We start from the raw sequence: 26420 nt of genomic DNA, 5'->3' as shown, positions 1-26420 counted from the left end.
TGGTATTTGAGAAAGACTATCTTTACAATTCACAATAAACATACTTTATGAATACCATTTTAATAGCAATAATTGTTGTAAATGTTTTGATTAGTTATAAAGGTTTTAATGACCTTTCTTTTTTTAGAAAATATGAATTCCATATTGGAAGTATTCGTGCAGGCGAACAAATACGGTTGTTATCGTCTGGTTTTCTTCACGCAGATATGACTCATTTGATTTTTAATATGCTGACACTGTGGTTTTTTGCACCGGTAGTCATCAGTTATTTAGGGAGTTTTTCATTTATACTGGTGTATTTTGGAAGTTTAATTTTTGGAAGTTTATTGACTGTATTGTTTCATAAAAATGATTACGGGTATAGAGCTGTAGGTGCTTCTGGAGCCGTAACTGGGGTTTTATATTCGGCCATATTGTTACAGCCAGACATGATGTTGGGAATCTTCTTTATTATCCCAATGCCTGCTTATATCTTTGGAATCCTTTATTTATTGTATTCAATCTACGGAATGAAAGCTAAGAATGATAATATAGGTCATACCGCCCATTTTGGAGGCGCTGTTGGCGGTTATTTGATTACACTTGTCAACGAGCCACAGTTATTAGTGGATCATGCTTTAATGGCAGTTTTATTAGCCATTCCTATAATTATCCTGTTCGTAATGGCAAAAATGGGAAAATTATAATGGCACAACTTTTGAAAAGAAGTTAACACAAACAATTAAATGATAAAAAAATGAAAAAAGCACTATTAATCTTGTCTATTTTATTTATTTCAGTGTCCTACGGGCAAGAAATCAAACAAGTTCCTCAAATAAGCGTAAGTGGCGAAGGAAAAGTAAAGGTTGTTCCGGATCAAGCAAGTATAACGGTGACTGTTGAAACAAAAGGGAATAATGCCAAAGACGTCAAAAAGCAAAATGATCAAAAGATTGAAGCTGTGCTTAAGTTCATCAAAAAAATGAACTTGGCTCCTGCAGATTATAAAACGCAACGTGTTTCGTTGAACCCACAATACGATTACGAAAAAAAGAAACACAGCTATAATGCAACACAAACAATCGAAATTGTATTGAAGGATTTATCAAAATATGATGAATTGATGGAAGGTTTAGTTGACGAAGGGATTAATAGAATTGATACTGTTGTGTTTGAATCTTCTAAGTTGGCCCAATATCAATCTGAGGCTAGAAAATTAGCGATGAAAGAGGCTAAATTAAAAGCAGAAGATTATGTTTCAGTATTAGGACAAAAAGTAGGACGTGCCATGATCATATCAGATAATTCACAAAATTATAGCCCACAACCAATGTATGCTGCCATGAAAATGGAAATGAGCGATACTAGAGTTTCAAGAGAAACGATGGCGGTAGGCGAAATCAACATTACGGCTAATGTAACGGTAAGTTTTATTTTAGAATAGAAGAAGCTGCAAGTATTAAAAAATTCCGTTCAAAATATCAATTTGCTAGGATTTTTTTTGGATTAATTCACAACAGTAGTATGCAAAAAAAAACTCTTCAATCGCTTGAAGAGTTTTGTGGGGAGAGCAGGATTCGAACCTGCGAAGTTTACACAGCAGATTTACAGTCTGCCCTCGTTGGCCGCTTGAGTATCTCCCCAAGACTCAATAAGAAGTGCTTATTGTGCTAACTGGATGCAAATATAAAAACTGTTTTCAAGTTTCCAAACTATATTAGTACTTAATTTTACTATTATTTTTAAAGCATTGGTATTGAATAAAATAAAAAAATCTCCACTAGGGAGATTTTTTTTATTTGTACGATATAAAATGTTTATTGTTCTAAAAGCTCAATTATTTTGGCTCTAAGTGCATCTCCTCTTAAATCTTTAGCCACAACATTTCCGGATGCATCCAGGATAAAAGTGGCAGGTATAGATTCTACTTTATACAAAGCAGCAATTGGTTCGTCCCAAAATTTCAAATTTGAAACCTGATTCCAGGTCAACTTGTCTTTAGCTATGGCTTCTTTCCAGGCTTTGGCATCTTTATCTAAAGAAACACCAATAATATTAAGACCCTTACTGTGTAACTCTTTATAAATTGCTACAACATTTGGATTTTCTTGACGACACGGCGCACACCATGAAGCCCAAAAATCAACTATTGTTACTTTTCCTAAACTTTCTTTCAGAGAAATTATTTTCCCTTGAGGATTAGGACCTGAAAAATCTGCTCTTCATTTACCATCAGTAGTTGGAGCAGTAGCTGGAGCGGTAGCGCCTACAGCAGCCGGTGCTTTCATTTCAGCTAGTCTGGTTTTGATAGCAATTCCAGGCTTTGTTTTTTTCAATGCTTCTTCTAAACTGTTGTATAACTTTTCAGATTTTGCAACATCAGCACTAGGATCGTTTAACATTCCTTGGATGATTAGCGCTGAAATAAAAGATTTAGGATGTGTTTCAGCATACGCTAAATACTTTGCTTTTGAAGCAATACCAACTTCTTCTTGAAGTTTAGAAAATTCCTGCATCAAATTATTGATCACAATGGTGTCCTTACTTTGTTGAGCAGCTTCCATTGCTTGCATGTTTTTGTTTTGGAAATCCATTAGTTTCTTTTGAACTTTAGTGATTTCCTCGTTGAAGGTTGCGTATTCGTCATTGTTATACGTTCCTGAAACTTTAGATTTTTGAATACTGTCTTTATTTATGGCAATCGTTACTTCTCCATTTTCTAATATGAAAGGTATTTTAGCCTGAGCCCCTTCTAATTGGATTGTATAAAACGATGGCTCTGTAATAATTCCTTTCATCTCAAATTTACCGTTTTCAACTTTTACGGTATCCTTAGCAATCAGTCCCATGCCATTTGCATCTTGTGTTTCTAAGATAATTGTTTTACCATTTTCAATTCCTGTTGCAGTCCCCGAAATGATGTATTCATCTTTGCCAACTTTGCTACAAGATAGTAAAACAACAGCAGCCGAAAGTAATAAAATTATTTTTTTCATTATTAATTAGTTAAGTTAAGAGTGCAAAAGTATTTAAATTTTTAATTGATATATAATTTTACAACCTAAATTTTTGTTATTATTTTTCATTATTAATTAGGATTTAGCATTTATTTTACAAGTAGTTGTTTTACTTCAGGCTTTGTATATAAAACCTTTTAATAATAATGTATTTTGGGACAATCAATTTTTTTACAACTAAGAATTATAAAAAAAGCGAATAAATAAGATTTAAAACACTTTCTAGACGAGGTGTTTAGGTTTTGTAAGCAGGCGTTTGTGTATCGTTATTTCAGAACTAGACAAGATGAAAATAAAAAAGCATCCTTTTTTTTGAAGGATGCTTTTTTATTTTGGACTTAAAAAAAATTAATCTTGATTGATTGTTTTTCTCCAAGTAAAGGAATTCAGGATGTGTCTTTTTGCAAATCTTCCAGGAGATTCAGCATTTACCATTTTTACGTAAGTAGCTTTAGGCACACTAATATATTCGTAAACACTTCCATTTGAAAAATTGATGATCAATCGTCCTTCCACGAACTTATAATCTGTAATTTTTGCAGTTGCAATAGTTTCAGTGTATTCCGGTAAGTTTTGTTTTAGAGTTTCAGGATTGATACTCACTAAGAAATGATAAGCTTCAATAATTTTTTTACTGTTTTCTTCAGCTGCTTTTAAACCAGTTTCATCTCCTTGAAATTTATCAGGATGCGCTTCTTTCATCGCATTACGATATATCGTTTTCAAATCTTTCAGCTCTGCAGTTTTGTCTACATTTAGCAGTTTTCGGTATTCAACTATTTTTTTCATAAATAAGGTAACTACTTGTCTTTTACTATAAAATCAATGTGATTTAATTTCAAAAAGCGACAAATTTTTTGCAAAGGTACACTTTTTTTTATTTTTTTGGTTTCAGACCAATAGATTTTTAAAAAAAAAGTCTTTTGAAACGATATATTTAAGGAATAAAAACTAAAAAAGTTTTATTGTTGGGGCTTATTGTTTGCTTTATCGAAATTTTTGGATTTTTTCGGATATTTATTATAACTGATATCACTCGGATTTTCGATGATTGATTTTATCGTAATCCAATCTCCAATACTGTGTTTTTGAGCCATTTTATAGTCCAGAAGATAGGTACCACAAAAAAAATTGTTGTTTTCATCTTTTTCTATGATTCCTGTATAAACTCCTTTTTGCAGCATTTGTTCTTGTGAAGACTTTGTCATATCAATTTGATTTTATATAATTCTAATTGGCAAAGTTAATCAATTATTGAATGTATTGCTACAATTAAGCCTGACTCTATTGCTTTTAGTATTCTAGTTTTTTATTCCAATTTTATTCCATTGTAAACTTTAACTTTTATTTCATTAATAATGAACTGATTTTATCAAAAAAAAACTAATTTAGAAGTTAAATTGAATGCATCTATTTCAAACAGTGTTCAATGTTAACGAAATTAAAAGTATATAAATATTTATTTGACAATCTATGAAAAGAAGATCTTTTTTGACTACCGCAACACTTGCATCTGCAGGTTTAACTACTTTTTTGATTACAGGCTGTACCTCCGGTACCAAAAAGAACGAAAATTTAGTATCTGTTGAAGATTTTAATGCCGTTTTTGAACTAGACGAAGAAACCATCAGCAGTGTTAGGGAGAAATTAATTTCTGGTAAATATACTTCAGAACAATTAGTGCAATTATACTTAAAACGGATTGAAGCTATTGATACCAATGGGCCTCAATTGCATTCAGTCATCGAAGTCAATCCAGATGCATTGGCTATAGCTCTTGCAATGGATAAAGAGTTAAAAGCAGGTAAAAGCAGAGGTCCTTTGCATGGAATCCCCGTTTTAATAAAAGACAACATAGACACAGCTGATAAAATGCTAACCACGGCTGGATCTTTGGCAATGGCAGGAAATAGTGCTTCAAAAGATGCTTTTGTCGTTAAAAAACTCAGAGAAGCCGGCGCAGTAATCATTGGAAAAACAAATTTAAGTGAATGGGCTAATTTTCGTTCTACCCAATCCTGTTCCGGTTGGAGCAGTAGAGGCGGTCAGACTAAAAACCCCTATATTTTAGATCATAATCCGTGCGGTTCCAGTGCTGGTTCAGGAGCAGCAGTCTCAGCCAATCTTTGTGTTGTTGCTGTTGGGACAGAAACGGATGGTTCTATTGTTTGTCCAGCTTCGGTAAACGGAGTTGTAGGGATTAAACCTACTGTAGGTCTGGTTAGTCGATCTGGGATTATTCCAATTTCAAAAACACAAGATACGGCTGGTCCAATGGCCAGAACCGTAACGGATGCTGCTATTTTATTAGGCGTAATTGCTGCTGTAGACCAAGATGATACTGTAACCCTTGAAAGTAAAGGGAAAGCACAGAAGGATTATACAACTTTTTTAGATAAAAATGCTTTGAAAGGCAAGCGTATTGGTATTGAAAAAAAGCCACAAGGAAATAATAAATACATTAATGCACTTTTAGATGCTGCTGTCAACCTGCTAAAAAAACAAGGGGCTATTATTATCGAAATTGACTATTTGGAGAAAATTAATGCTTTGGGTCAGGCCGAATTCGAAGTTTTACAATATGAATTTAAAGATGGATTGAATACCTATTTGGCCACAGCCAATGCAAAAGTAAAAAGTTTGAAAGATGTTATCGATTTTAATACTGCTAATGAAGATAAAGCAATGCCGTATTTTAAGCAAGAAACATTAGAAAGTTCTAATGCTAAAAAAGGATTAGAGGACAAAAAATATCTGGAAGCATTAACCGTAAGTTTCGAAGGAAGTAAAAGTGTGCTAAATACAGTTTTTAAAGAAAATAAATTAGACGCTATTTGTGGAATCACCATGGGACCTGCTTGCAGTATTGATATGATTTACGGAGATCGTTGGGGAGGATATTCTTTAACTTCTCCAGCTGCAGCAAGTGGCTATCCACATATTACAGTTCCTTGCGGACTGGCTTATGATTTGCCGGTTGGTTTGTCATTTTTTGGTATGCCGTATACAGAAGGGAAATTAATAGGATTGGGCTATGCTTATGAACAAGTATCTAAAAAGCGAATAAAACCGGGACTTAAACCTTCTTTTTTATAATATTTTAAGGTATTTAAAAGGGTAAAAGGGTGAATTACTTTTTACCCTTTTATTTTTTTATAATACTCACAAATGGAATTAATCGGTCATTCCGGACATTTGGGCTGAGGCTTAAAAATTTCTCTTCCTCAAAAGGAAATAGCCATCCTAATTTCGCCCCAAATCTCTCTTTAGAAAACTGGCAAGAGTTCTTTTTTAGCTTTGATACCGTCTTCGGCTTCTGGGATTAATCCAATTCTGGGCACTACTCTAACTGCAACGGATGTTTTTTGCCTATATAAGTAAGTCGAAAGTTTAAAAGTCGTAAAGTCAAAAGAATTAACTTTAAGTAAAACAGCTTTAAATCATATTGTTACATAATTTTATCCTGATTTTAAAATACGACATTATACCATGGTTATTACTTATTTGTTATAATGATTCTAAATTTTTATTCCATTCCGTTGCGTTTTCAAATAAAGCCGTATCACTATTCTTTGAAGTCCACTGATAAAGAATTCACGCAATAGCGTTGTCCGGTTTTTGTAGGTCCGTCATCAAAAACGTGCCCTAAATGGCTGCCACAATTAGCACAAAGGATTTCAGTGCGTTTCATACCTAGTGTTACATCAGAAATATATTCTACTTTCCCAAGAATAGATTCGTCAAATGACGGCCAACCACAATGAGCATCAAACTTAGAGTTGCTTTCGAACAAAGATACGCCGCAGGCGCCACAGCAATAGGTTCCTTTTTCGAAATGTAAGTTATAAGTTCCAGTATGTGGGTATTCAGTTCCTTTTTGTCGAAGAATTCTATAGCGTTCTGCTCCTAATTTTTCTTTCCATTCTTGTTCTGTTTTTTCTAAAGGATATTTCATAATTTTATTTTTATTAAGTATATAAAGTGGTATTCTATTTATTTGCAATGAATTGAACCGTTTTTTCAATTACTTTAATATTGCCTAGAATTTTTCGATGTCCTAAACCATCGGTTAATAACAACTCCCCGTTTTTTAGATATTTATGTATATGAATTCCTGCTCTTACTGGTACTTCAGGATCATGGTTATCATGTATTACTAAAACTGGAATCGCTGTTTCTTTTGCAGCCAAAAAAGCAGAATAACTATTCATTTTTTCTCCGTATTTTTTTTCGAAATGCAAACGCAAAAGAGTACTTACATTAGGTTTCAATGCTAATTTTGCAACAAAATCATTTATAATGTCTTGTACGATATCACCACTGCCAATCACCACGGCATAATTTACTTTTAAACCTTTATTTATGGCGTTCAGAACGGACATTCCTCCTAATGAATGACCAATTGCTGCTTCAAAGGGTCCAAATTGCTTCTCAATTTCTAGAACGGTATCGATAAAATCGACCATTATAGTTGTTTTTCCAGGTGATTTTCCATGTGCAGGAGCATCAAAACTGATCGTAGAATATCCGGCTTTAAGCAATTCGTCCGCTATTTTGAATAATTGCGTTCCGCGTCCTGACCAACCGTGCACCAACAAAACTTTCTTATCACTTTCCCCGTATTTATACACAACAACTTCTTTGCCAATTGCCGGAATTGAAATTAATTTTTGTATACTATTTCGATCCATTTCTAACTCTCTTTTTGGAATCTTATGTTTTATGGGTGTAGTAAACAGTTTAGCTACAAATAATGTAATTAGTTTTGGTGAAATAAAAGAGATTAATTTACTGGTTAATAAAATAATTTTAGGAATTTTCAATGATTGGGTATGATTAGAAGACTTTTTTGTCATTTTAATAAATTTTCAAGCAGGTTATTATATTATAATTTTTTTAGTAAATTTAGAAAAACATAAAAGTAGTATTTTTTAGAAAGTTTTCAGGCGTATTTATATAAAAGACTAAAATAGGGGTTAAAATTAATTAAAAATATCAAAAGTTCATACATGGAAATATTTCATATCAGTGCAGAGTGTTATCCTGTTGCAAAAGTAGGAGGTTTAGCTGATGTAGTTGGCGCATTACCAAAATATCAAAACAATGCAGAGCATCGTGTAAGGGTTGTAATACCTTGTTATGATACAAAGTTTAAAAAAGAAAATGAGTTTGAATGTGTTCATTGGAGTTCTGTAAAACTTGGAAATTTTAATTTTCCGTATAGTATTCTAAAAGAAAAAACAGACCAACTAGGATTTGAATTGTATTTGGTTGACATTCCGGATTTATTCGACAGGAAAGACGTGTATGGTTACGAAGATGATATTGAACGTTTTTTGTCTTTCCAGATCGCCACTTTGGATTGGATTACAGGCAGAAGCGAAGTTGCTGATGTCATTAATTGTCACGATCATCATACAGGTATGATTCCATTTATGATGTTGTATTGTCACAAATACGAAAAATTACGAAATATTCCTTCCATGATTACCATTCATAATGGTTTATACCAAGGGCAGTTTGGGTTTAATAAATTATATTATTTACCCGAATTTGATTTGGCTCACGTAAATGTTTTAGAATGGGATAATTGCATTAATTCATTGGCAGTAGCCATAAAATGTGCTTGGGCTGTTACCACAGTTTCTCCAAATTATCTAAATGAAATCAACTATTCAGCAAATGGTCTGGAATCACTATTTAATTTGGTTCGGTATAAGTCTAAAGGGATTTTGAACGGAATTGATATTGAAGTTTGGGATCCGGAAAAAGACGCGATGATAGAAAAAAACTATTCGATTAAAAATTTTGAAAAAGGAAAACAGGAAAATAAAGAAAAATTATGCAAACTCTTTAATTTAGATCCAACAAAACCACTTTTTAGTTTTATTGGAAGATTATTAGAAGAAAAAGGAGGGGATTTATTACCACCAGCCGCAGCTCTTGCTTTATCTGAGAATTATCAACAAATTAATATTTTGATTTTAGGATCCGGAAGTACAATTATTGAAAAACAATTGAATACTTTGCTACAAGATTACAAAGGAAATTACAATACGTTTATTGGTTATAATGAAGAATTAGCACACTTGATTTACGCCGGTTCTGATTTTTTATTAATGCCTTCCAGAGTAGAGCCTTGCGGTTTAAACCAAATGTATTCGTTGCGCTACGGAACAATTCCCATTGTGAGACGAACTGGTGGGTTAAGAGACACAGTTGTTGATTTTGGCGATGACGGAAACGGAATTTGCCACAATCAGGCCACAGTTGGTGATGTTTGTTATTCTATTCAAAGAGCCGTCAATTTATATGATGATAAAGAACATCTGAACAAAATTAGAAAAATAGGAATGAACACAGACCATTCATGGGAGCGTGTTTGTCAGGAATATATAGAAATGTACAAACTAATAAGCAACAAGAAATGAAACCCAAAAAGAAAAATGTTATTGCAATTATTTTAGGTGGAGGACAAGGTTCAAGATTGTATCCCTTGACAGAATCACGATCAAAACCAGCTGTACCAATAGGAGGAAAATACCGATTGGTTGATATTCCTATTTCAAATTGTATGAATTCAGATATTTACAGAATGTTTGTATTGACACAATTTAATTCGGCTTCCCTGAATGCACACATAAAAAACACCTATAACTTTAGTATTTTTAGCCATGCCTTTGTTGATATTCTTGCTGCTGAACAAACTCCTGATAATCCAACCTGGTTTCAAGGGACTGCCGATGCCGTAAGACAATGTATGCCTCATTTCTTAAACCATGATTTCGATTATGCGTTGATACTTTCCGGAGATCAGTTGTATCAAATGGATTTCAACGATATGCTAGAAGAACACATTAAGAACGAAGCTGATATCTCTATTGCTACTTTGCCAGTAAATGCTAAAGATGCGCCTGAATTTGGGATATTAAAAACAAACTCCGAAAGCTGTATTGAATCCTTTATCGAAAAACCAGCGAAGGAATTATTACCGGATTGGGAATCGGATGTGAGTGAACAAATGAAAAGTGAAGGAAAAAATTACTTGGCTTCGATGGGAATCTACATTTTTAACAAAAAACTGTTGGTCGATATCATGTCCAATAAAGAAACCAAAGATTTTGGCAAAGAAATTATTCCGCAAGCGGTAGGCCACAGAAAGATTTTAAGTTATCAATATGAAGGATACTGGACGGATATTGGTAATATAGATTCCTTTTTTGAAGCGAATATTGGACTTACGGATGACTTGCCAAAATTTAATTTATTTGATGATACTAATAAAATTTATACCAGACCAAGATTATTGCCGCCATCAAAATTCCAAAAAACAATGGTTGATAAATCATTGATTTCAGAAGGTTGCATTTTGAATGCCAAAGAAATTAATCGTTCTGTAATTGGTATTCGATCCAGAATAGGGGAGGGAACTATCATTCAAAACAGCTACGTAATGGGTAATGATTTCTATCAGAATATTGATGATATGAATGAAGATCTTAAAAGCGACAGACAATTGGTTGGAATTGGGGAAAGATGTTTTATAAGTAATGCTCTCGTGGATAAAAACTGCAGAATTGGTAATGATGTATATATCAATGGTGGAAACCATCTAGAAGATTTTTCTAATGAGTTGTATGCCATAAAAGATGGAATTGTTGTTATCAAAAAAGGAGCAGTTATACCAGACAATTACATTATTAAGTAACCCTAAAAACTGTTTTTCTTACACTAATATTCTGATTTTTACACAAAGCAGAAGCATACAATTGTTATATGAGCAAAGTTATCTCGCATTCCCTTTTTACCGATTTCGATATTGAATTATTCAAATCAGGGAAACATTTTCGTCTGTATGAAAAACTAGGTGCACATCTTCTTTCAGTTGATGGAACAGACGGTGTTTATTTTGCGGTTTGGGCGCCAACAGCTCAGTCTGTTTCTGTAGTTGGGGATTTCAATTTCTGGACACAAGGTAAACATCTGTTGGAAGTTCGCTGGGACTCCTCTGGCATTTGGGAAGGATTTATTCCAAACATCAAAAAAGGGACAACCTATAAATATAAAATACAATCTAATAATGGTGGAATCATAACAGAGAAAGCGGATCCGTTTGCTTTTTATTGTGAAAAACCACCACACACTGCCTCAGTAGTTTGGGATTTAGAGTATCAATGGAAAGACAAAAACTGGATGAAAACGCGTCAGAACCACAATGGTTTAGACAAGCCTTATTCAGTATATGAAGTCCATTTAGGATCCTGGAAACGGCATGCAGAAGATAATCGCTTTCTGACGTATCTAGAATTTGCCGAAGATTTAGTACATTATATAAAAGAAACTGGATTTACGCACGTGGAGTTCATGCCCATCATGGAATATCCATACGATCCGTCTTGGGGCTATCAATTAGTGGGGTATTTTGCACCAACTTCCCGTTTTGGGAATCCACAGGAATTCATGCATTTAGTAGATAAATTGCACGAAGCAGGAATTGGAGTAATCCTGGATTGGGTACCCTCTCATTTTCCAGATGATGCACATGGTTTAGGATTTTTTGACGGTTCCAATCTTTTTGAACATCCAGATCGTAAAAAAGGCTATCATCCAGATTGGAAAAGTTTAGTTTTCAATTATGGACGAAATGAGGTTCGCTCTTTTTTGATTAGTAATGCGTTATTTTGGTTGCAACATTACCATGCGGATGCTTTGCGGGTAGATGCCGTCGCCTCGATGTTGTATCTGGATTATTCCAGAAAAGAAGGCGAATGGGAACCTAATATTTACGGTGGAAGAGAAAATCTAGATACTATTAGTTTCCTGAAAGAATTTAATGAAGCCGTGTATCTAAATTATGAAGGCGTTCAAACCATAGCTGAGGAAAGTACCTCGTTCCCAATGGTTTCGAGACCAACATCTATCGGAGGTTTGGGTTTTGGAATGAAATGGATGATGGGCTGGATGCACGATACTTTGGAATATTTTCAAAAAGACACGGTGTACAGAAAGTACCATCAAAATGATTTGACTTTCTCGATGACCTATACTTTTTCGGAAAATTTTATGTTGCCGCTTTCGCATGACGAAGTGGTGTACGGAAAAAAATCTATAGCAGGAAGAATGCCAGGAGATGAATGGCAGAAATTTGCGAATTTAAGATTACTTTATGGTTACATGTTTATGCATCCCGGAACTAAATTATTGTTCATGGGAAGTGAATTTGGACAAAGCAACGAATGGAATTTTGAAGGAAGTTTAGATTGGCATTTATTGCAATATCCCTATCATGAAGGCGTAAAAAAATTAATTACAGATTTGAATAAATTGTATAAAACACAACCTGGATTATATGAAAAACAATTCAGTCCGGAAGGTTTTGAATGGATTAATTATTCGGATCATCAAAATGCGGTGATGTCTTTCATTCGAAAAGGAAATGATCTAAAAAACGATATAATTGTAGTGTGTAATTTCACGCAAGTGGTGCGCCCTGATTATCGAATTGGTTTACCTAAAAAAGGAAAATTGACAGAAATTTTTAACAGTGATGCTTCAAATTATGGAGGAAGCGGCGTTTCTAATACTACAAAAATAGCAATTGAGTCATTGCCTTATGATGGAAGAGATTATTCTGCTGAATTGCTATTGCCGCCGTTAAGTGTTATTGTTTTTAAAATCGGATAATTTTTAACAAAACGATTTAGAGGTTAAGAGAACTTCAGATTACAATGAGAATTAGAGATTAAGAGTATTTAAAGCTTAATTATGTAGGTGTAACAACTAATTTAAATTTAGTGTTGATTTATCGTTTTTTTTGATTTTAACTCCTAATCTCTTACCTTCTTTGTTTAAAAACACACACCTATTTATCTCTAAATTTAACTGTCTAAAAACTATAACGTTTTCGTTAATAAACCCCACACATATAACTGTTTACAAAGTAATTTCGTAAGTTTGAATGCTAGAAAAAGATTAAAATTAATACCATAAAACATGATTACAAATACAGAATTAGAATATAAGGGAGATTTATATCCCACAAAAATAATTTCTTTTGAACAGGAAGTTGATTCAATCTATTTTCATACCGATAATAGTGTCATCTTGAAAGTAACCATATTAAGAGATAGTTTAATCCGATTTAGATTTACTACAAAAGGGTATTTTAGCAATGATTTTTCTTACGCAATTGATAAAAGTCATTCTCATGGTTATAATTTTCTGGAAGTTTCTGAAGCAGAAGAGTATTATCAGATAAAAACCAGTAAGGTACAATGCAGGATTCAAAAAATAGACATGAGAGTATCTATTTATGATCTAGAAGAAAATATTATTTTAGAAGATGAGCTTGGATTTCATTGGGAAGAAAGCTATGAATATGGCGGTAACATTGTCAAAATGAGTAAGGCTTCAAAAGACGGGGAATGTTTTTACGGACTTGGCGACAAAGCAACCCAAATGAATTTGAAGGGAAAAAGACTGGAAAATTTTGCAACAGATCAATATGCTTTTCAAAAAGATCAAGAGCCCTTATACAAAGTTGTTCCATTTTATATTGGATTACGAAACAAGAAATCCTATGGTATTTTCTTTGATAATACCTTTAGAACCTATTTTGATTTTTGTCACGAAAGAAGAAATGTAACCAGTTATTGGGCTGAAGGTGGAGAAATGAATTATTATTTCATTTACGGACCCCAAATGCAAGATGTGGTTACAACGTATACTGATTTGACCGGTAAGCCAGAATTGCCGCCACTTTGGGCACTTGGATACCACCAATGCAAATGGAGTTATTATCCGGAAAGCAATTTAAAAGAAGTTGCAGCTAAATTTAGAGAGTTGAAAATTCCATGTGACGCACTGTATTTGGATATTGATTATATGGAAGGTTTTCGATGTTTTACTTGGAACAAAGAATATTTTCCGGATCCAAAAAGAATGGTGGCTGAATTAGCCGAAGATGGTTTCAAAACAGTTGTAATTATCGATCCGGGAATAAAAATTGACAAAGAATATTCGGTATATCAAGAAGCTTTAGAAAAAGATTATTTCTGCAAAAGAGCTGACGGTCCATACATGAAAGGAAAAGTATGGCCGGGAGAATGTAATTTTCCGGATTATACAAACCCTGCGGTACGGGAGTGGTGGGCTGGATTGTTCAAAGAATTAATTTCGGAAATTGGAGTAAAAGGAGTGTGGAATGACATGAATGAACCCGCAGTAATGGAGGTTCCTAATAAGACATTTCCAATGGATGTGCGCCATGATTACGACGGAAACCCTTGCAGTCATAGAAAAGCACATAATATTTATGGTACACAAATGGCCAGAGCAACCTATCATGGTGTGAAACGATTTGCATATCCAAAAAGACCCTTTGTAATAACAAGATCAGCATACGCAGGAGCACAACGGTACACGTCTTCTTGGACTGGAGATAATGTAGCCACTTGGGAACATTTATGGATTGCAAATATTCAGGTGCAACGCATGTCTCTATCTGGTATGGGTTTTACAGGATCAGATATTGGTGGATTTGCAGAACAACCATCAGGCGAATTGTATGCCCGTTGGATTCAATTGGGTGTTTTTCATCCTTTTTGCAGAACTCATTCTTCAGGAGATCACGGCGATCAGGAACCATGGGCTTTTGATGAAGAAGTGATCAATATCACTAGAAAGTTCGTGAATTTAAGATACCAATTATTACCTTATTTATATACCATGTTTTGGCAATATATTGAGGAAGGAATTCCTATGTTGAAGCCATTAGTATATTATGATCAGGAAGATATTCAAACGCATTATAGAAATGACGAATTTGTTTTTGGAAATCAAATTCTTGTTTGTCCTATTTTAGAACCTAATTCAGTAGGAAGGCGCATGTATATTCCTCGTGGACAATGGTATAATTATTGGACCAACGAATTGGTCAATGGCGGAAAAGAAATATGGGTAGGTACTAAGTTTGATGAAATTCCAATTTTTGTAAAAGCAGGAGCAATCATTCCTAAATATCCGGTTCAACAATATGTTGGCGAACTGGAGTTTGATGAGTTAACACTGGATATTTATTATCACGAAGGAAAAGAAAAATCAGTAGTGTATGAAGATGCGCAAGATGGATATGATTATAAAAAAGGACGGTATAGCTTTTTGTCTTTTCAAGCAACCGGAAAAGAGAAGGAACTGATCATTCAGTTGCATAAAGAAGGAAAATACGACACTAATTATTCTAAGTATAAATTAAATTTGATTGGACTTCCTTTTAAAGTCAAAACAATAGAAATTGATAACGTTGAAGTTGTATTTGATAAAATTACTTTGGATAATGAGGGCTATTTGATTGTTGATAAGGGATTTACAGCTTTGTATATTATTGGAGAATAACAAAAAAATGATACTTTTAAATTTAATTTTATAAATTTTAAAATATTAATAATTGTATTTTTGTATGACATCTAAAAATAATAAAATCATGAAAAAGCATTTAATAGTAGGGGTTTTTGCTCTAGGTATTTTATCTTCTTGTGCAACTAATCCGCTTACAGGAAAAAAAAACTTAAATTTTGTTCCCAATAGTGAGTTGTTTCCAACCTCATTTCAGCAATATGGTACTTTTTTAAGTGAAAACAAAGTAATTACTGGAACTGCTGATGCAAAAAAAGTGGAAACAGTTGGTCTTCGAATTAAAGCTGCTGCAGAAAAATATTTAATATATTTAGATCAATCACAATATTTGAAGGATTACCGTTGGGAATATAAATTAATAGACAATAAAGATGTGAATGCCTGGTGTATGCCAGGAGGAAAAATTGTAGTGTATACCGGAATACTGCCTATAACTAAAGATGATGCGGGTTTAGCTACCGTAATGGGACATGAGGTTTCGCATGCATTAGCCAATCATGGAGCTCAACGTATGAGTGCTGCTCAATTGCAACAATTAGGTGCTGTAGGAGTTGCTGTTGCAACGGGAGGAAAAAGTGCTGAGAATCAACAAATTTGGCAACAGGCTTACGGAGTAACCACACAATATGGCGGAATGTTACCTTTTAGTAGAGGTCATGAAACGGAGGCCGATAAAATAGGACTTACTTTAATGGCTATTGCAGGATACAATCCAGAGGAATCAGTTGTTTTTTGGCAAAGGATGTCAGCGCAATCCGCTGGGCAAGCACCGCCAGAATTCATGAGTACACACCCCTCTGATGCTACCCGAATTGCGAATTTGAAAGCATTAATTCCTGAAGCTAAAGCAACAGCTGTAAAAGTTGGAATTATATACAGATAAAAATCATATTAATTAGTAAATCTAATTTTATACAAAAGCTTTTCTTTTTCAGAAAAGCTTTTTTTTGTTTATCCTAACGGCGTGCTTATGATAACGGATTATTAATGTACGATTTCATCCCGTTTTGTCTAATGTTAAACAAAAAATAAATAAATTCGTAGCATAAATAAATGAAATATGAAAGGATTACAAAAAGGAGATAAAAAGCTTATTAACGCTTGGGCTTTTTATGATTGGGCTAACTCCGTTTATAGTTTAGTAATTTCGACAGCTGTTTTTCCCATTTATTATGAAACGGTAACAAGCGGAAACAATGGGATTGTTCATTTTTTTGGAACAGAATTCATTAATTCAACTTTGCTATCTTACTCTTTATCATTCTCATTTTTGGTAGTTGCTCTCTTATCACCAATATTGTCTGGAATTGCTGATTATACGGGTAACAAAAAACGATTTATGCAGTTTTTTTGTTACTTGGGTTCGTTATCAGTGATGAGTTTATTCTTTTTTAAGGGACAGGACACATTGTGGATTGGAATTTTAGGCACCATTTTAGCCAGTGTTGGCTTTTGGGGAAGTATTGTTTTTTATAATTCTTATTTGCCAGAAATTGCTTTTCCAGAACAACATGATCGAGTAAGTGCAAAAGGATTTATGTATGGTTATTTTGGTTCTGTAATTTTATTGGCGTTTAATTTGACGATGGTTATGATGCCTCAATGGTATGGGATAACAGATTCTTCTTTACCGGCGAGGATTTCGTTTTTATCTGTTGGTATTTGGTGGATTGGTTTTGCCCAAGTAACTTTTTATTATTTGCCTAATAATGTATTTCATAAAAAACCCGAAAAAGATTATATTTTTAAAGGATTAATAGCGCTTAAAGTTGTTTCAAAAAGTATAAAGAAACTAACAAAATTAAAACAATTCTTAACCGCTTTTTTTCTTTACAGCATAGGGGTACAAACAATGATATTATTGGCTGGTATTTTCTTTAAAAAAGAACTAGGAATTAGTACGAGTAAATTGATTATTATAATTTTATTAATAAATGTAATCGCTATTTTCGGCGCTTATTTATTTTCAAGAATATCAGAGAAAATTGGAAATATAAAAACACTAAAACTTACTGTAGCAATTTGGGCGTTTATTTGGTTTACGGTCTACTTCTTAGATGCTAAAAGTACATATATTGATATCCAAATTTATGCGCTTGGAGGAATGATAGGAATGGTTTTAGGGGCTATTCAATCCTTATCACGTTCAACCTATTCCAAGTTATTGCCTGAAACGGAAGATCATGCTACCTATTTTAGTTTTTTTGATGTTACTGAAAAAATTGCCATAGTGCTTGGTACATTTATTTTTGGTTTTGTAGCTTCAATTACAAACTCGATTAGGAATTCAATTTTTATATTGGCGATTTTCTTTGTATTGGGTTATATTGCTCTTAGTTTTATGAGTAAAAATGAAGACGGAAAAGATTAGTATATAATTATTATAACTAATTTTTCTCTCCTTCAGGATTAATCCAAAACAGAAATTTAATTATCAACTAGACAAATTACAAAAGCTGTTTCTTCACCTTCATTTTGATATGCCAGATACCCTCCGTGCGCTTCGACTATACTTTTAGATAAAGTCAAACCTATTCCGGCTCCTTCGTTACGAGTGGTAAAAAAAGGTAAGAATATTTTGCTTTCTATTTCTTTTTCAATGCCTTTTCCGTTATCGGTAATCTTAATAAAAATTCTTTTTTCTTTAACTTCTGCCGAAATAATAATCCGCTTTTTTTCTGTATCTGCCAGGGCGTAAATACAATTCGTCAAAAGATTAATCAATACATGTTCCATTTGTTGCATGTCAACATTTAGCCTGTGGTCGAAAGCAATCGTGTTTATGACTTCTATTTGTTCTTTTTTGAAAATTGGATCCATAATTTGGAAACTGTTTTCAACCATTTTCAACAATTCTGTTTTTTCTTTTTTGGGAGAAGGCAGCATGGCCAGTTTGCGGTAACTTTCAACAAATTGCTGTAGATGGTCGCTCCGCCTTAACATCGTGGCAACACTACTTTTCATATCGTCCAAGTCTTCCGTTGAAATGGTTTCCTGCTGAACTAAATCCTGTAGATTCTGAGAAAGTGACCGAATGGGAGTAATCGAATTCAACAATTCATGAGAAATAACCTTCATCAGATTGACCCAAGCCTCTTTCTCTTTTTTCTCGATTACATTTTGAATCGAATCCAGCAAAACGATAAAATAATCCTGATTGTAAATTTCACTCCTCGAAGTCTGCAGCACAAATGTTTGTCTGTCTTGTTGATTCACACGGATCTCTAATGACGTTTTAATTTCCTGAAAATCCTGTTCCTCAATAATTTCACACAAAGAAGGCAACTGATTTTTCAGATATTTCCATTTGGAAACTTTTGGAACGTTAAAATGTTTGGAAAAATAATCATTCATCAAAAATATATTCCAATCGGTTTCCTGTTTTTGCAGGATAATAATTCCAGTTTCAATATTGTTCAAAATTGAACGGTAAATAATGTCTTTTGAAACTTCTTCGTTTTGTTTGTTTTTTAGATTTTCATACAATTTAAATACGTTGGAATAATTTTTATACGATTTATGCTTTGAAAAATCAGAGGTGAAATCATTTTGCAAAATAGAAGTAATCGTTCTGTCGAAAAGTAAAAAGGCTTGTTTTACATAAAAATACATTTCAACGAGCAGTATAAAAATGATAAGGACACCAAATACGGCCGTGAAAACCAATCCTTTTTGAAAAAGAAAGAAGGAAATTCCGGTAGTCAAAAGAATAAGTAGCAATCTTATAAAAAGGAGATGGTATATTTTCCAGGATGTAAACATATTAGTTGGTGCTGATGTTATATTTTTCAATTCTTCGGTATAAAGCACCTCTTGACAATCCCAATTCCTCTGCCGTTTTACTGATATTGTTGTTGTTTTTCAATAGCATCTTTTCGACGGCTGATTTTTCGATAGCCGACAGCTGAATATCGTCTGGATTATCCTCGTAAGTTGTTATTTGTTCTAAATCTAAGTCGGAAACCTTAATATGATTGTTCTCGCAAAGAATCACGGCGCGTTCTATTCTGTTTTCCATTTCCCGGATGTTTCCGTTCCAAGCATGTTTTTCGATTTGTTCCAATGATTTTTCATCAAAAGCGATTTCATCTCGTCCGTACTTAGCCATCATTTTTTGCAAGAGATAGTGAGCCAAAGGGATTTTATCTTCGTTGCGTTCTCGTAATGGAGGCAAAACAATTTCCATAGTGTTAATGCGATAATATAAATCCTCTCTGAAATTTTTGTCTGCGACTTCTTGCTTTAAATTTAAGTTGGTGGCGGTAATAATGCGAACATTCAAATGTCTGGCTTTGGATTCGCCCAATCGGGTTATTGTTTTGGTTTGGATAACCTGCAAGAGTTTAGCCTGCAGATGCAAAGGAACATTTCCTATTTCATCTAAAAATATAGTTCCATTTTCAGCCAATTCAAAACGTCCCGGAGTATCTGTTTTGGCATCGGTAAAAGCTCCTTTGGCGTAACCAAATAGTTCGCTTTCAAAAATATTGGCATTCAAGGAACCCAAATCAACGGGAATAAAAGCATTATTTTTTCTTTCGGACTGCAGATAGATGTGATGTGCCAAAACAAATTTACCGGTACCATTTTCTCCGAGGATTAAAACATTGGCTTCTGTTATTGCGACTTTATCAGCCAGTAAATAAGCCTTTTTTATAGCCTCTGAATTACCAATAAAGAAATCGTCAGTAGTAGCAACATCAATTAGTTTCTTTTGTTCTTTGCGTGATTTACTAACAGCTTGTCTAACAATATTAAGCAATTTTTCGTTGTCCCAAGGCTTTAAAATATAATCAAAAGCCCCTGATTTTAATCCTTCAACAGCTGTTTCTACTTTACCAAAAGCGGTCATTAAAATAACAATGGTTTTTGGCGAAAGCGTTTTTATTTCCTTTAACAGATACAAACCTTCTCTACCGTCCTCGAAACCTATTCTGTAATTCATGTCGAGTAAAACCACATCGATGGTGCTTTTTGACAATAATTCAACCACATTTTTTGGATTAGTGAGTGTATAAATGTTCTCAAAATGCTTTTTAAGCAGCATCTTAGCCGCAAAAAGGATGTCTTCCTGATCGTCAATCACTAAAATGCTTGCGTTTGTCTTTTTCATTAACTGTTCGTTTTTGGACAAAAAGTGTTCAATACTGAACACGTGAAATTTGTATTAAAAGTAAAATATTTAAAAATCAGGCGATTGCAAGGTTTAAAATTTTGGCACGAAATTGCTTTGTACACTTGAAAATAGCAACAATGGACACCATCCTTCCTCGTAAAAATAATAAAAATAAGTATCTATTCATCGCATTGCCGCTTTTTTTGGTTTTTGGCTTTTTGGTTTATTCTTCAGTGACTAAAAAAAGGAGCCTGAATGTCAAAAGAGCAGAAATTACTATTAAAACAGTCGAAAATAATTTCTTTGAAGATTTTATCGTGTTCCAGGCAAAAGTAACGCCATTGAATTCTATTTTGATTAATATTACCGAAGGTGGCGCTGTTCAGGAAATTTATGTTGAAAATGGGTCGATGGTAAAAAAAGGACAAGCTTTGGCCCGACTTTACAATCCCAACACCGAGTTGAATTATATGCAACAAGAAACTGCCATTATCGAACAAATCAATAATTTGAACAAATCAAAACTCGATTTAAGAAACCAGGAGTTGAATTTGGCCAAAGATTTAATTGCAATAGAGCACGATTATTTGGATTCTAAAAATTTATACGATTTAAATAAGAAATTATTTGAGCAAGAAATCCTTTCTAAAAATGAATGGGAAAAAACAGTAGAAAATTTACGTTTCCAGAAAGAAAGAATGAAAATCATTAAGGAAAGTGTTACCAAAGAGAAACGGGTGAATCAAATCCAAATTGGACAACTGAATCAATCTATCGCCTTCATGGATAAAAGTTTGGGGATTTTGAGAACAAACAAGCAGCATTTTTTAATCTCAGCCCCGCTTTCAGGAAGACTTTCTTCTTTTGAACCGATCCTGGGGAAAACATACATTCAGGGACTAAGTATTGGGACAATTGATGTAATGAAAGGCTATAAATTGCTTGCCGATGTGGATGAGTTTTATTTGAACAAAATCACTGATGGCCAAAAAGGAACAGTTGATTTTAATGGAAAACCAATCCGTGTTCAGATTACGAAAGTCATTCCCGAAATAAAAAGTGGACGATTTGTGGTCGAATTGAATTTCACTTCCTCAGAAAGTTTGAATTTACAACAGGGATTGAGTTTTGGGGTTAAATTAAATTTGTCAGAAAAAACAAAAACAGCAGTACTTTCCAAAGGAAGTTTTTATGAAGAAACCAATGGAAAATGGATTTTTGTTGTCAACGGCAGCAAAGGAGAACGAAGAGCAATCAAACTTGGGAAAGAAAATCCACTATATTATGAAGTTCTTGGCGGATTGAAAGCTGGCGAAAAAGTAATCACGTCATCGTACAAAGATTATAAACGGGCGGAAATATTAAATTTAGAATAAGAAATAGTAGGAAACATAAAAATAGCATCAATCAAAAAACGAACAATAGTATGATTCAAATTAAAAATCTTTCAAGAGTATTTAGAACCGAGGAATTAGAAACGAAAGCATTAAGTGAAGTTTCTATAACCATAAATCAAGGTGATTTTGTGTCCATCATGGGGCCTTCGGGAAGCGGAAAATCCACTTTATTAAATATTGTAGGATTGCTCGACAGCGCTTCCAGTGGAAGTTATCAATTGTTAAATCAGGAAATGATTGGATTGAAAGAAAAAGGAAAATCGAAAGCCAGAAAAGAAAATATTGGTTTTATTTTTCAGAATTTCAATTTGATAGACGAATTATCGGTTTATGATAATATCGAATTGCCATTGATTTATAACAAAGTTCCTTCTTCAGACAGAAAGAAAAAAGTAGAAGCAATTGCCGATAAATTAGGGATTTCACACCGATTAAAACATTATCCACAACAGCTTTCCGGAGGACAACAACAACGTGTGGCCGTGGCAAGAGCTTTAATTAACGATCCGAAAATCATCCTTGCCGATGAACCTACAGGAAATCTAGACAGCAAAAACGGAAATGAAGTTATGGAATTGCTCACTGATCTACATTCCAACGGAGCAACGATCCTGATGGTTACACATTCTGAGTACGATGCGTCTTTTTCCCAAAAAACAATTTTGATGAAAGATGGAATGATACTTTCAGAAAAAACAAATAGTCGTAATGTTGATGTGTTAATCAATCAATAAATTCTATCAATCATGCTAAAAAATTGGATAAATATATTTTTATACCATCTCAAAAAAAACAAGCTTTTTTCGGCTTTGAATGTTTTCGGCTTAGCGATTGGAATTGCAGGCTTAATTTTCGCTTTACTATATTGGAATGACGAACAAAGTTATAACGCTTGGAATCCAGAAAAAGATAATGTATTTCAGGTATTGATTGAAATGCCTGATGGAACCGTATCTGCAAATCAACCTCCGATATTAAAATCTTTGTTAGAAAAAGATCCTGAAATTGAAACTATCTTATATATGAAAGGGGATTATGTAAATGACCGAATTTTCTATAACGGAAAGAGTGAAGAAATCAACAAAATCATCAATGTTCAAAGTAATTTCTTTTCGTTTTTTCCTTTTAAAATTATTAAAGGAGACGCTATTTCAGCATTGAAAGATGAAACGAGTATTGCCATTTCGGAAGATGTTGCGAAAAGAGTTTTTGGTAACGAAAACCCTATCGGTAAACAACTAAAAGTTTTTTACGGAATGTTTGTTGTTCGCGCAGTTTATCGTATTCCTGGAAATTCGTCCATTGTTCCAGAGATATTGATTGACAGGATAGGAAGGAATTTAGATTCAAATAATATCCAACGAGATATTTTTAATTTTAAAGTCTTTCTAAAACTAAAAGCCTATTCTAACGCAGAGGATATCAAAAAGAAGATTGAACAAATATATTATAATGAATTAACGCTAAACAATGCGAAAGAACAAGGAATTACACCTGATGATGTAATTAAAAGAGATGGCCGTATTAAAATTATTTTGGAACCGCTCTCAACCGCCAGATTGCACTCCGTTGTTGATGGCTATCCAGAGGGGAGAGGTAACTATCAGTTTCTACTTATAATGGTTGGTTTATCTGTTTTAATTCTCATTTTATCCATTGTCAATTATGTCAATATGGCTACGGCCAATGCCATAAAGCGAGCCAAAGAAGTGGGTGTGCGTAAAGTAGTTGGTGCATCAAGAGGCAATATTATTAGTCAATTCATTTTTGAAACAATCCTTATCAGTTCGTTTTCTATTTTATTGGCATTGGTAATTGTAGAGTTAGGGTTGCCTTATTACAATGAATTTTTGGAAAAAGAATTAATAATAAACGGCAATGAATTTTATTTGCAATTACTTGTAATTTTTATGATTACCATTTTGGTTGCAGGGATATTTCCAGCGGTTTATATTTCCAATTTTGAAACCTTAAAAGTATTGAAAGGGAATTTCGGAAGAAGTAAAAGTGGCGTTTGGTTGCGCAACGGTATGCTGGTTTTACAATTTTCTATTGCGACATTTTTTATTATTGGATCTCATATTGTCTATCAGCAAGTCAACTATTTAAGCAATAAAGATCTTGGATTTAAGGGAGATCAAGTAATGTCTATAACTTTTACTCCCCCTGCTTCAGACTATTATCAGGAAGCGCCTTTATTGCAAAATATATTCAATAGATATACTACTATTAAACGGGAATTATCTAAGATAAAAGGAGTTGAACAGGCTTCGACAGGTATTGTTAAGTTTGGTGATGGCGCAATGTCTTCAAACGTTGCATATAAAGAGGTAAATTTTCAAGGACAAAATATGGCTGTTGATTTTGGTATGCTTGACATAATGAAAATTAAAGTGATAAAAGGCAGAGGTCTTGACGAAAAATTTGCTAGCGACACAATTAATTCAGTTATCATAAATGAAACAGCTCTCAAAATGATAAAGGAGAAAAATCCGTTGGGAAAAGAAATTGAATTGCTTGGAAAAAAATTAAAAATAGTTGGAGTCGTAAAAGATTTCAATCTATTTAGTCCAGAAGACCAAGTTCCGCCAATGACAATTTTTCATGCTACTTCCTTCAATATGTCTTACTCAGCCATTCGTCGAGTGTATGTAAAACTAAAAGCTGATGATATGGAAAATAGCATAGCCGATATCGAGAAATTATGGACTTCTAAAGTCAATACTGAATACCCATTCAAATATGATTTTGTTGATAAGGAGTACGCCAGAACCTATGAAACCTATGTAAAACAAAAGATTTTTTTTTCATTGTTAAATATTGTGGTAATTGGTATTGCGCTTTTCGGGCTGTTTGCTTTGGCTTCTTATTCGATACAAAGTCGGATGAAAGAAATTGCTATCAGAAAAACTTTGGGTGCAAAAACCAATACTTTGCTTAAAGAATTATCAAAACAGTATATTTTATATTGCGCAATCGGGTTTTTAATCGCTTTGTTTCCAGTGTATTATTTGTTGAACAAATGGCTCGAAAATTTTGCCTTTAGGATTGACATCACTGTATTTCCATTTATTTTTGGATTCCTCATACTATTAGTTTTAACATTGATAATTGTGCTTTTAAAAGCCTATCAAGCAACAAAAACAGATGTTTTGAAATATTTAAAATATGAATAGAAAAACAGTTATAACACTTTTATTTTTAATTTTTAGTGCTTTTGCCAGCGGTCAAGAAAATTCTTGGTCGCTTACAAAATGCATGGAAACGGGTTTGCAGAATACTATCGAAATAAAAATTAGGCAGCTAGAAATAAAAAGAACAGAGCGATCACAAAATTCGGTTTTAAATCGAATGTTGCCAACGATCGATTTAAATGGACAACAAGGCTATATTTTAGGTTCCACCATTGACCCAGCCACTAATGCAAGGGTAAGTTCTAATTTTCAAAGTGATAATTTTTATCTCAATGCCAGAACGAATCTGATTGATTTCGGCGCATTTGCGAATGCTCAAAAAGATAAAATCAATATCGAACAAGCCAAAGCCGAAAAAGAAGTTTTAGAAAACGAATATAAACTGCAGCTTTTGGAAAGCTATTATCAGGCACTTTATACTCAGGAATTATCTAAAATCCAAAATGAACAACTGAAACAAGCTGCTTTTAATTTGGACAGAGTAACAAAAGAAGTGGCAATTGGTAGCAAACCTCAAAGCGATTTGTATGATATGCAATTGAGCTTTTCGGAGGAAGAAAACCGAAATTTGGAAACCGAACAATTGTATACTATTAAAAAAATGCAATTGTTCCAACTCATGAATGTTAGCGATACGAGCCTTTATGATGCAATTGTATTGGTGTCTTATTTTAACGAAAGAGCCACCGAAGATTTTGATCAACAAATATTTAATCCTAAAATAAAGCTTGCGGAACTCCAATACGAAAACAGTTTGAAATCAATTACCGTAGAACGCGCGCTCAATTTACCGGTGTTATCAGCTTATTATGGGTTTTCCTCTTTTTATTATAAAACTTTAAACCAGATAAATTCAAACACGGATGCTTTTTTCACTCAATTAGAAGCTAATAAAAGTCAGCAGATTGCGATGCTATTGACAATTCCGGTTTTCAACGGATTTAGGAATACTAAAAAAATTAGTGCTTCAAAAATAGTAAGCGAAAAATCAAAGTTGGTTATAGAACAGACAAAACAACGGTTGCACAATCAAATAGAATTAGAAAATCAAAACAAAAGAAATTATACGGAGTTTCAAGATAAATTGAACCAAAAACAGTCTTATGCGAAGGCATCTCTGGCCACTACCCAAGCCAAATTTGAAAGCGGAAAAGTGGAAGCTATTTTATATTCATTCGTAAAAAATCAATTTATTTCTGCAGAATATGAAGTGCTAAAAAACAACCTTCAGCTGCAATATGTAGACCTGAAGATTAATTTGTTAAAAAACAATAGTCTGTAAATTATAGGATGCAATTTAAAG

General features: G+C 33.5%; 20 protein-coding genes, 1 tRNA gene and 1 pseudogene. 13 read left to right on the top strand and 9 right to left on the bottom strand.

The features are described 5' to 3' along the window. Positions 1-47 precede the first annotated feature (47 nt). Entirely contained in the window at positions 48-686 is a 639-nt protein-coding gene (locus tag EKL96_RS06530; RefSeq protein WP_126459787.1) for a rhomboid family intramembrane serine protease, read from the top strand. Between the two features lie 50 nt (positions 687-736). Next, on the top strand, positions 737-1423 hold the full coding sequence (locus EKL96_RS06525) for an SIMPL domain-containing protein (protein WP_126459784.1): 687 nt from the start codon (positions 737-739) through the stop codon (positions 1421-1423). Positions 1424-1541: 118 nt separating this feature from the next. Here EKL96_RS06525 and EKL96_RS06520 read toward each other — a convergent pair. The 5 genes and pseudogenes from EKL96_RS06520 to EKL96_RS06500 form a co-directional block, all read right to left on the bottom strand. After that, positions 1542-1622 (bottom strand) — tRNA-Tyr (locus tag EKL96_RS06520). A gap of 174 nt (positions 1623-1796) precedes the next feature. After that, positions 1797-2183 (bottom strand): annotated as a pseudogene (locus EKL96_RS06515) (TlpA family protein disulfide reductase); the annotation flags it as partial. An 18-nt stretch (positions 2184-2201) separates the two neighbouring features. Next, complete coding sequence (locus EKL96_RS06510; RefSeq protein WP_126454923.1) at positions 2202-2975, bottom strand: DUF4369 domain-containing protein; 774 nt, start codon at positions 2973-2975, stop codon at positions 2202-2204. Positions 2976-3344: 369 nt separating this feature from the next. Further along, positions 3345-3785: a KTSC domain-containing protein gene (locus EKL96_RS06505; RefSeq protein WP_126451435.1), complete on the bottom strand. Its 441-nt coding sequence runs from the start codon at positions 3783-3785 to the stop codon at positions 3345-3347. Positions 3786-3958: 173 nt separating this feature from the next. Next, positions 3959-4204 (bottom strand): hypothetical protein, encoded by a 246-nt coding sequence (locus tag EKL96_RS06500; protein ID WP_126451436.1) that lies wholly within the window; start codon positions 4202-4204, stop codon positions 3959-3961. Between the two features lie 265 nt (positions 4205-4469). Between EKL96_RS06500 and EKL96_RS06495 the strand changes: the two genes are divergently transcribed. Continuing rightward, the gene (locus EKL96_RS06495; RefSeq protein ID WP_126451437.1) at positions 4470-6092 is read left to right on the top strand and encodes an amidase; all 1623 of its coding nucleotides are present in this window, start codon (positions 4470-4472) and stop codon (positions 6090-6092) included. Positions 6093-6561: 469 nt separating this feature from the next. Here EKL96_RS06495 and msrB read toward each other — a convergent pair whose 3' ends face one another. Next, entirely contained in the window at positions 6562-6951 is a 390-nt protein-coding gene (gene msrB, locus EKL96_RS06490; RefSeq protein ID WP_126451438.1) for a peptide-methionine (R)-S-oxide reductase MsrB, read from the bottom strand. A gap of 34 nt (positions 6952-6985) precedes the next feature. Next, positions 6986-7852 carry an alpha/beta hydrolase gene (locus EKL96_RS06485; RefSeq protein ID WP_126459782.1) on the bottom strand — a complete coding sequence of 289 codons (867 nt, stop codon included), beginning with the start codon at positions 7850-7852 and terminating at the stop codon, positions 6986-6988. A 153-nt stretch (positions 7853-8005) separates the two neighbouring features. Here EKL96_RS06485 and EKL96_RS06480 point away from each other — a divergent pair, with 153 nt between their 5' ends. From EKL96_RS06480 to EKL96_RS06455, 6 genes are all read left to right on the top strand, one after another. Further along, complete coding sequence (locus EKL96_RS06480; RefSeq protein WP_126459779.1) at positions 8006-9427, top strand: glycogen synthase; 1422 nt, start codon at positions 8006-8008, stop codon at positions 9425-9427. Continuing rightward, entirely contained in the window at positions 9424-10704 is a 1281-nt protein-coding gene (locus EKL96_RS06475; RefSeq protein WP_126451441.1) for a glucose-1-phosphate adenylyltransferase, read from the top strand. The genes EKL96_RS06480 and EKL96_RS06475 overlap by 4 nt, the downstream gene beginning before the upstream one ends. 68 nt (positions 10705-10772) lie before the next feature. After that, positions 10773-12680, top strand: coding sequence for a 1,4-alpha-glucan branching protein GlgB (gene glgB, locus EKL96_RS06470; RefSeq protein WP_126459777.1), 1908 nt, complete (start codon positions 10773-10775; stop codon positions 12678-12680). A gap of 309 nt (positions 12681-12989) precedes the next feature. Further along, on the top strand, positions 12990-15389 hold the full coding sequence (locus EKL96_RS06465) for a glycoside hydrolase family 31 protein (RefSeq protein WP_126459774.1): 2400 nt from the start codon (positions 12990-12992) through the stop codon (positions 15387-15389). Between the two features lie 88 nt (positions 15390-15477). Further along, positions 15478-16293: a M48 family metallopeptidase gene (locus tag EKL96_RS06460; RefSeq protein ID WP_126459772.1), complete on the top strand. Its 816-nt coding sequence runs from the start codon at positions 15478-15480 to the stop codon at positions 16291-16293. 177 nt (positions 16294-16470) lie between these two features. Continuing rightward, positions 16471-17781: an MFS transporter gene (locus tag EKL96_RS06455; protein ID WP_126459770.1), complete on the top strand. Its 1311-nt coding sequence runs from the start codon at positions 16471-16473 to the stop codon at positions 17779-17781. A gap of 56 nt (positions 17782-17837) precedes the next feature. Here the strand turns inward: EKL96_RS06455 and EKL96_RS06450 are convergent, their stop codons facing one another. Together EKL96_RS06450 and EKL96_RS06445 are read right to left on the bottom strand one after the other, a co-directional pair. Continuing rightward, entirely contained in the window at positions 17838-19202 is a 1365-nt protein-coding gene (locus tag EKL96_RS06450) for a HAMP domain-containing sensor histidine kinase (RefSeq protein ID WP_317125137.1), read from the bottom strand. Next, the gene (locus tag EKL96_RS06445; protein WP_126459767.1) at positions 19174-20523 is read right to left on the bottom strand and encodes a sigma-54-dependent transcriptional regulator; all 1350 of its coding nucleotides are present in this window, start codon (positions 20521-20523) and stop codon (positions 19174-19176) included. The genes EKL96_RS06450 and EKL96_RS06445 overlap by 29 nt, the downstream gene beginning before the upstream one ends. Before the next feature lie 140 nt (positions 20524-20663). Here EKL96_RS06445 and EKL96_RS06440 point away from each other — a divergent pair, with 140 nt between their 5' ends. Genes EKL96_RS06440 through EKL96_RS06425 form a run of 4 tightly spaced genes read left to right on the top strand, consistent with a single transcriptional unit; the run spans position 20664 to position 26399 of the window. Beyond that, on the top strand, positions 20664-21902 hold the full coding sequence (locus EKL96_RS06440; RefSeq protein WP_126459765.1) for an efflux RND transporter periplasmic adaptor subunit: 1239 nt from the start codon (positions 20664-20666) through the stop codon (positions 21900-21902). 50 nt (positions 21903-21952) lie between these two features. Then, on the top strand, positions 21953-22657 hold the full coding sequence (locus tag EKL96_RS06435; RefSeq protein ID WP_126459762.1) for an ABC transporter ATP-binding protein: 705 nt from the start codon (positions 21953-21955) through the stop codon (positions 22655-22657). Between the two features lie 12 nt (positions 22658-22669). Next, on the top strand, positions 22670-25099 hold the full coding sequence (locus EKL96_RS06430; RefSeq protein WP_126459760.1) for an ABC transporter permease: 2430 nt from the start codon (positions 22670-22672) through the stop codon (positions 25097-25099). Beyond that, positions 25092-26399: a TolC family protein gene (locus EKL96_RS06425; RefSeq protein ID WP_126459757.1), complete on the top strand. Its 1308-nt coding sequence runs from the start codon at positions 25092-25094 to the stop codon at positions 26397-26399. Before EKL96_RS06430 ends, EKL96_RS06425 begins: the two co-directional genes overlap by 8 nt. Positions 26400-26420: the final 21 nt, after the last annotated feature.

This window comes from Flavobacterium sp. LS1R10, assembly GCF_003968825.1.
Classification (GTDB): Bacteria; Bacteroidota; Bacteroidia; order Flavobacteriales; family Flavobacteriaceae; genus Flavobacterium.
This window is presented reverse-complemented; position numbering and strand designations above follow the sequence as displayed.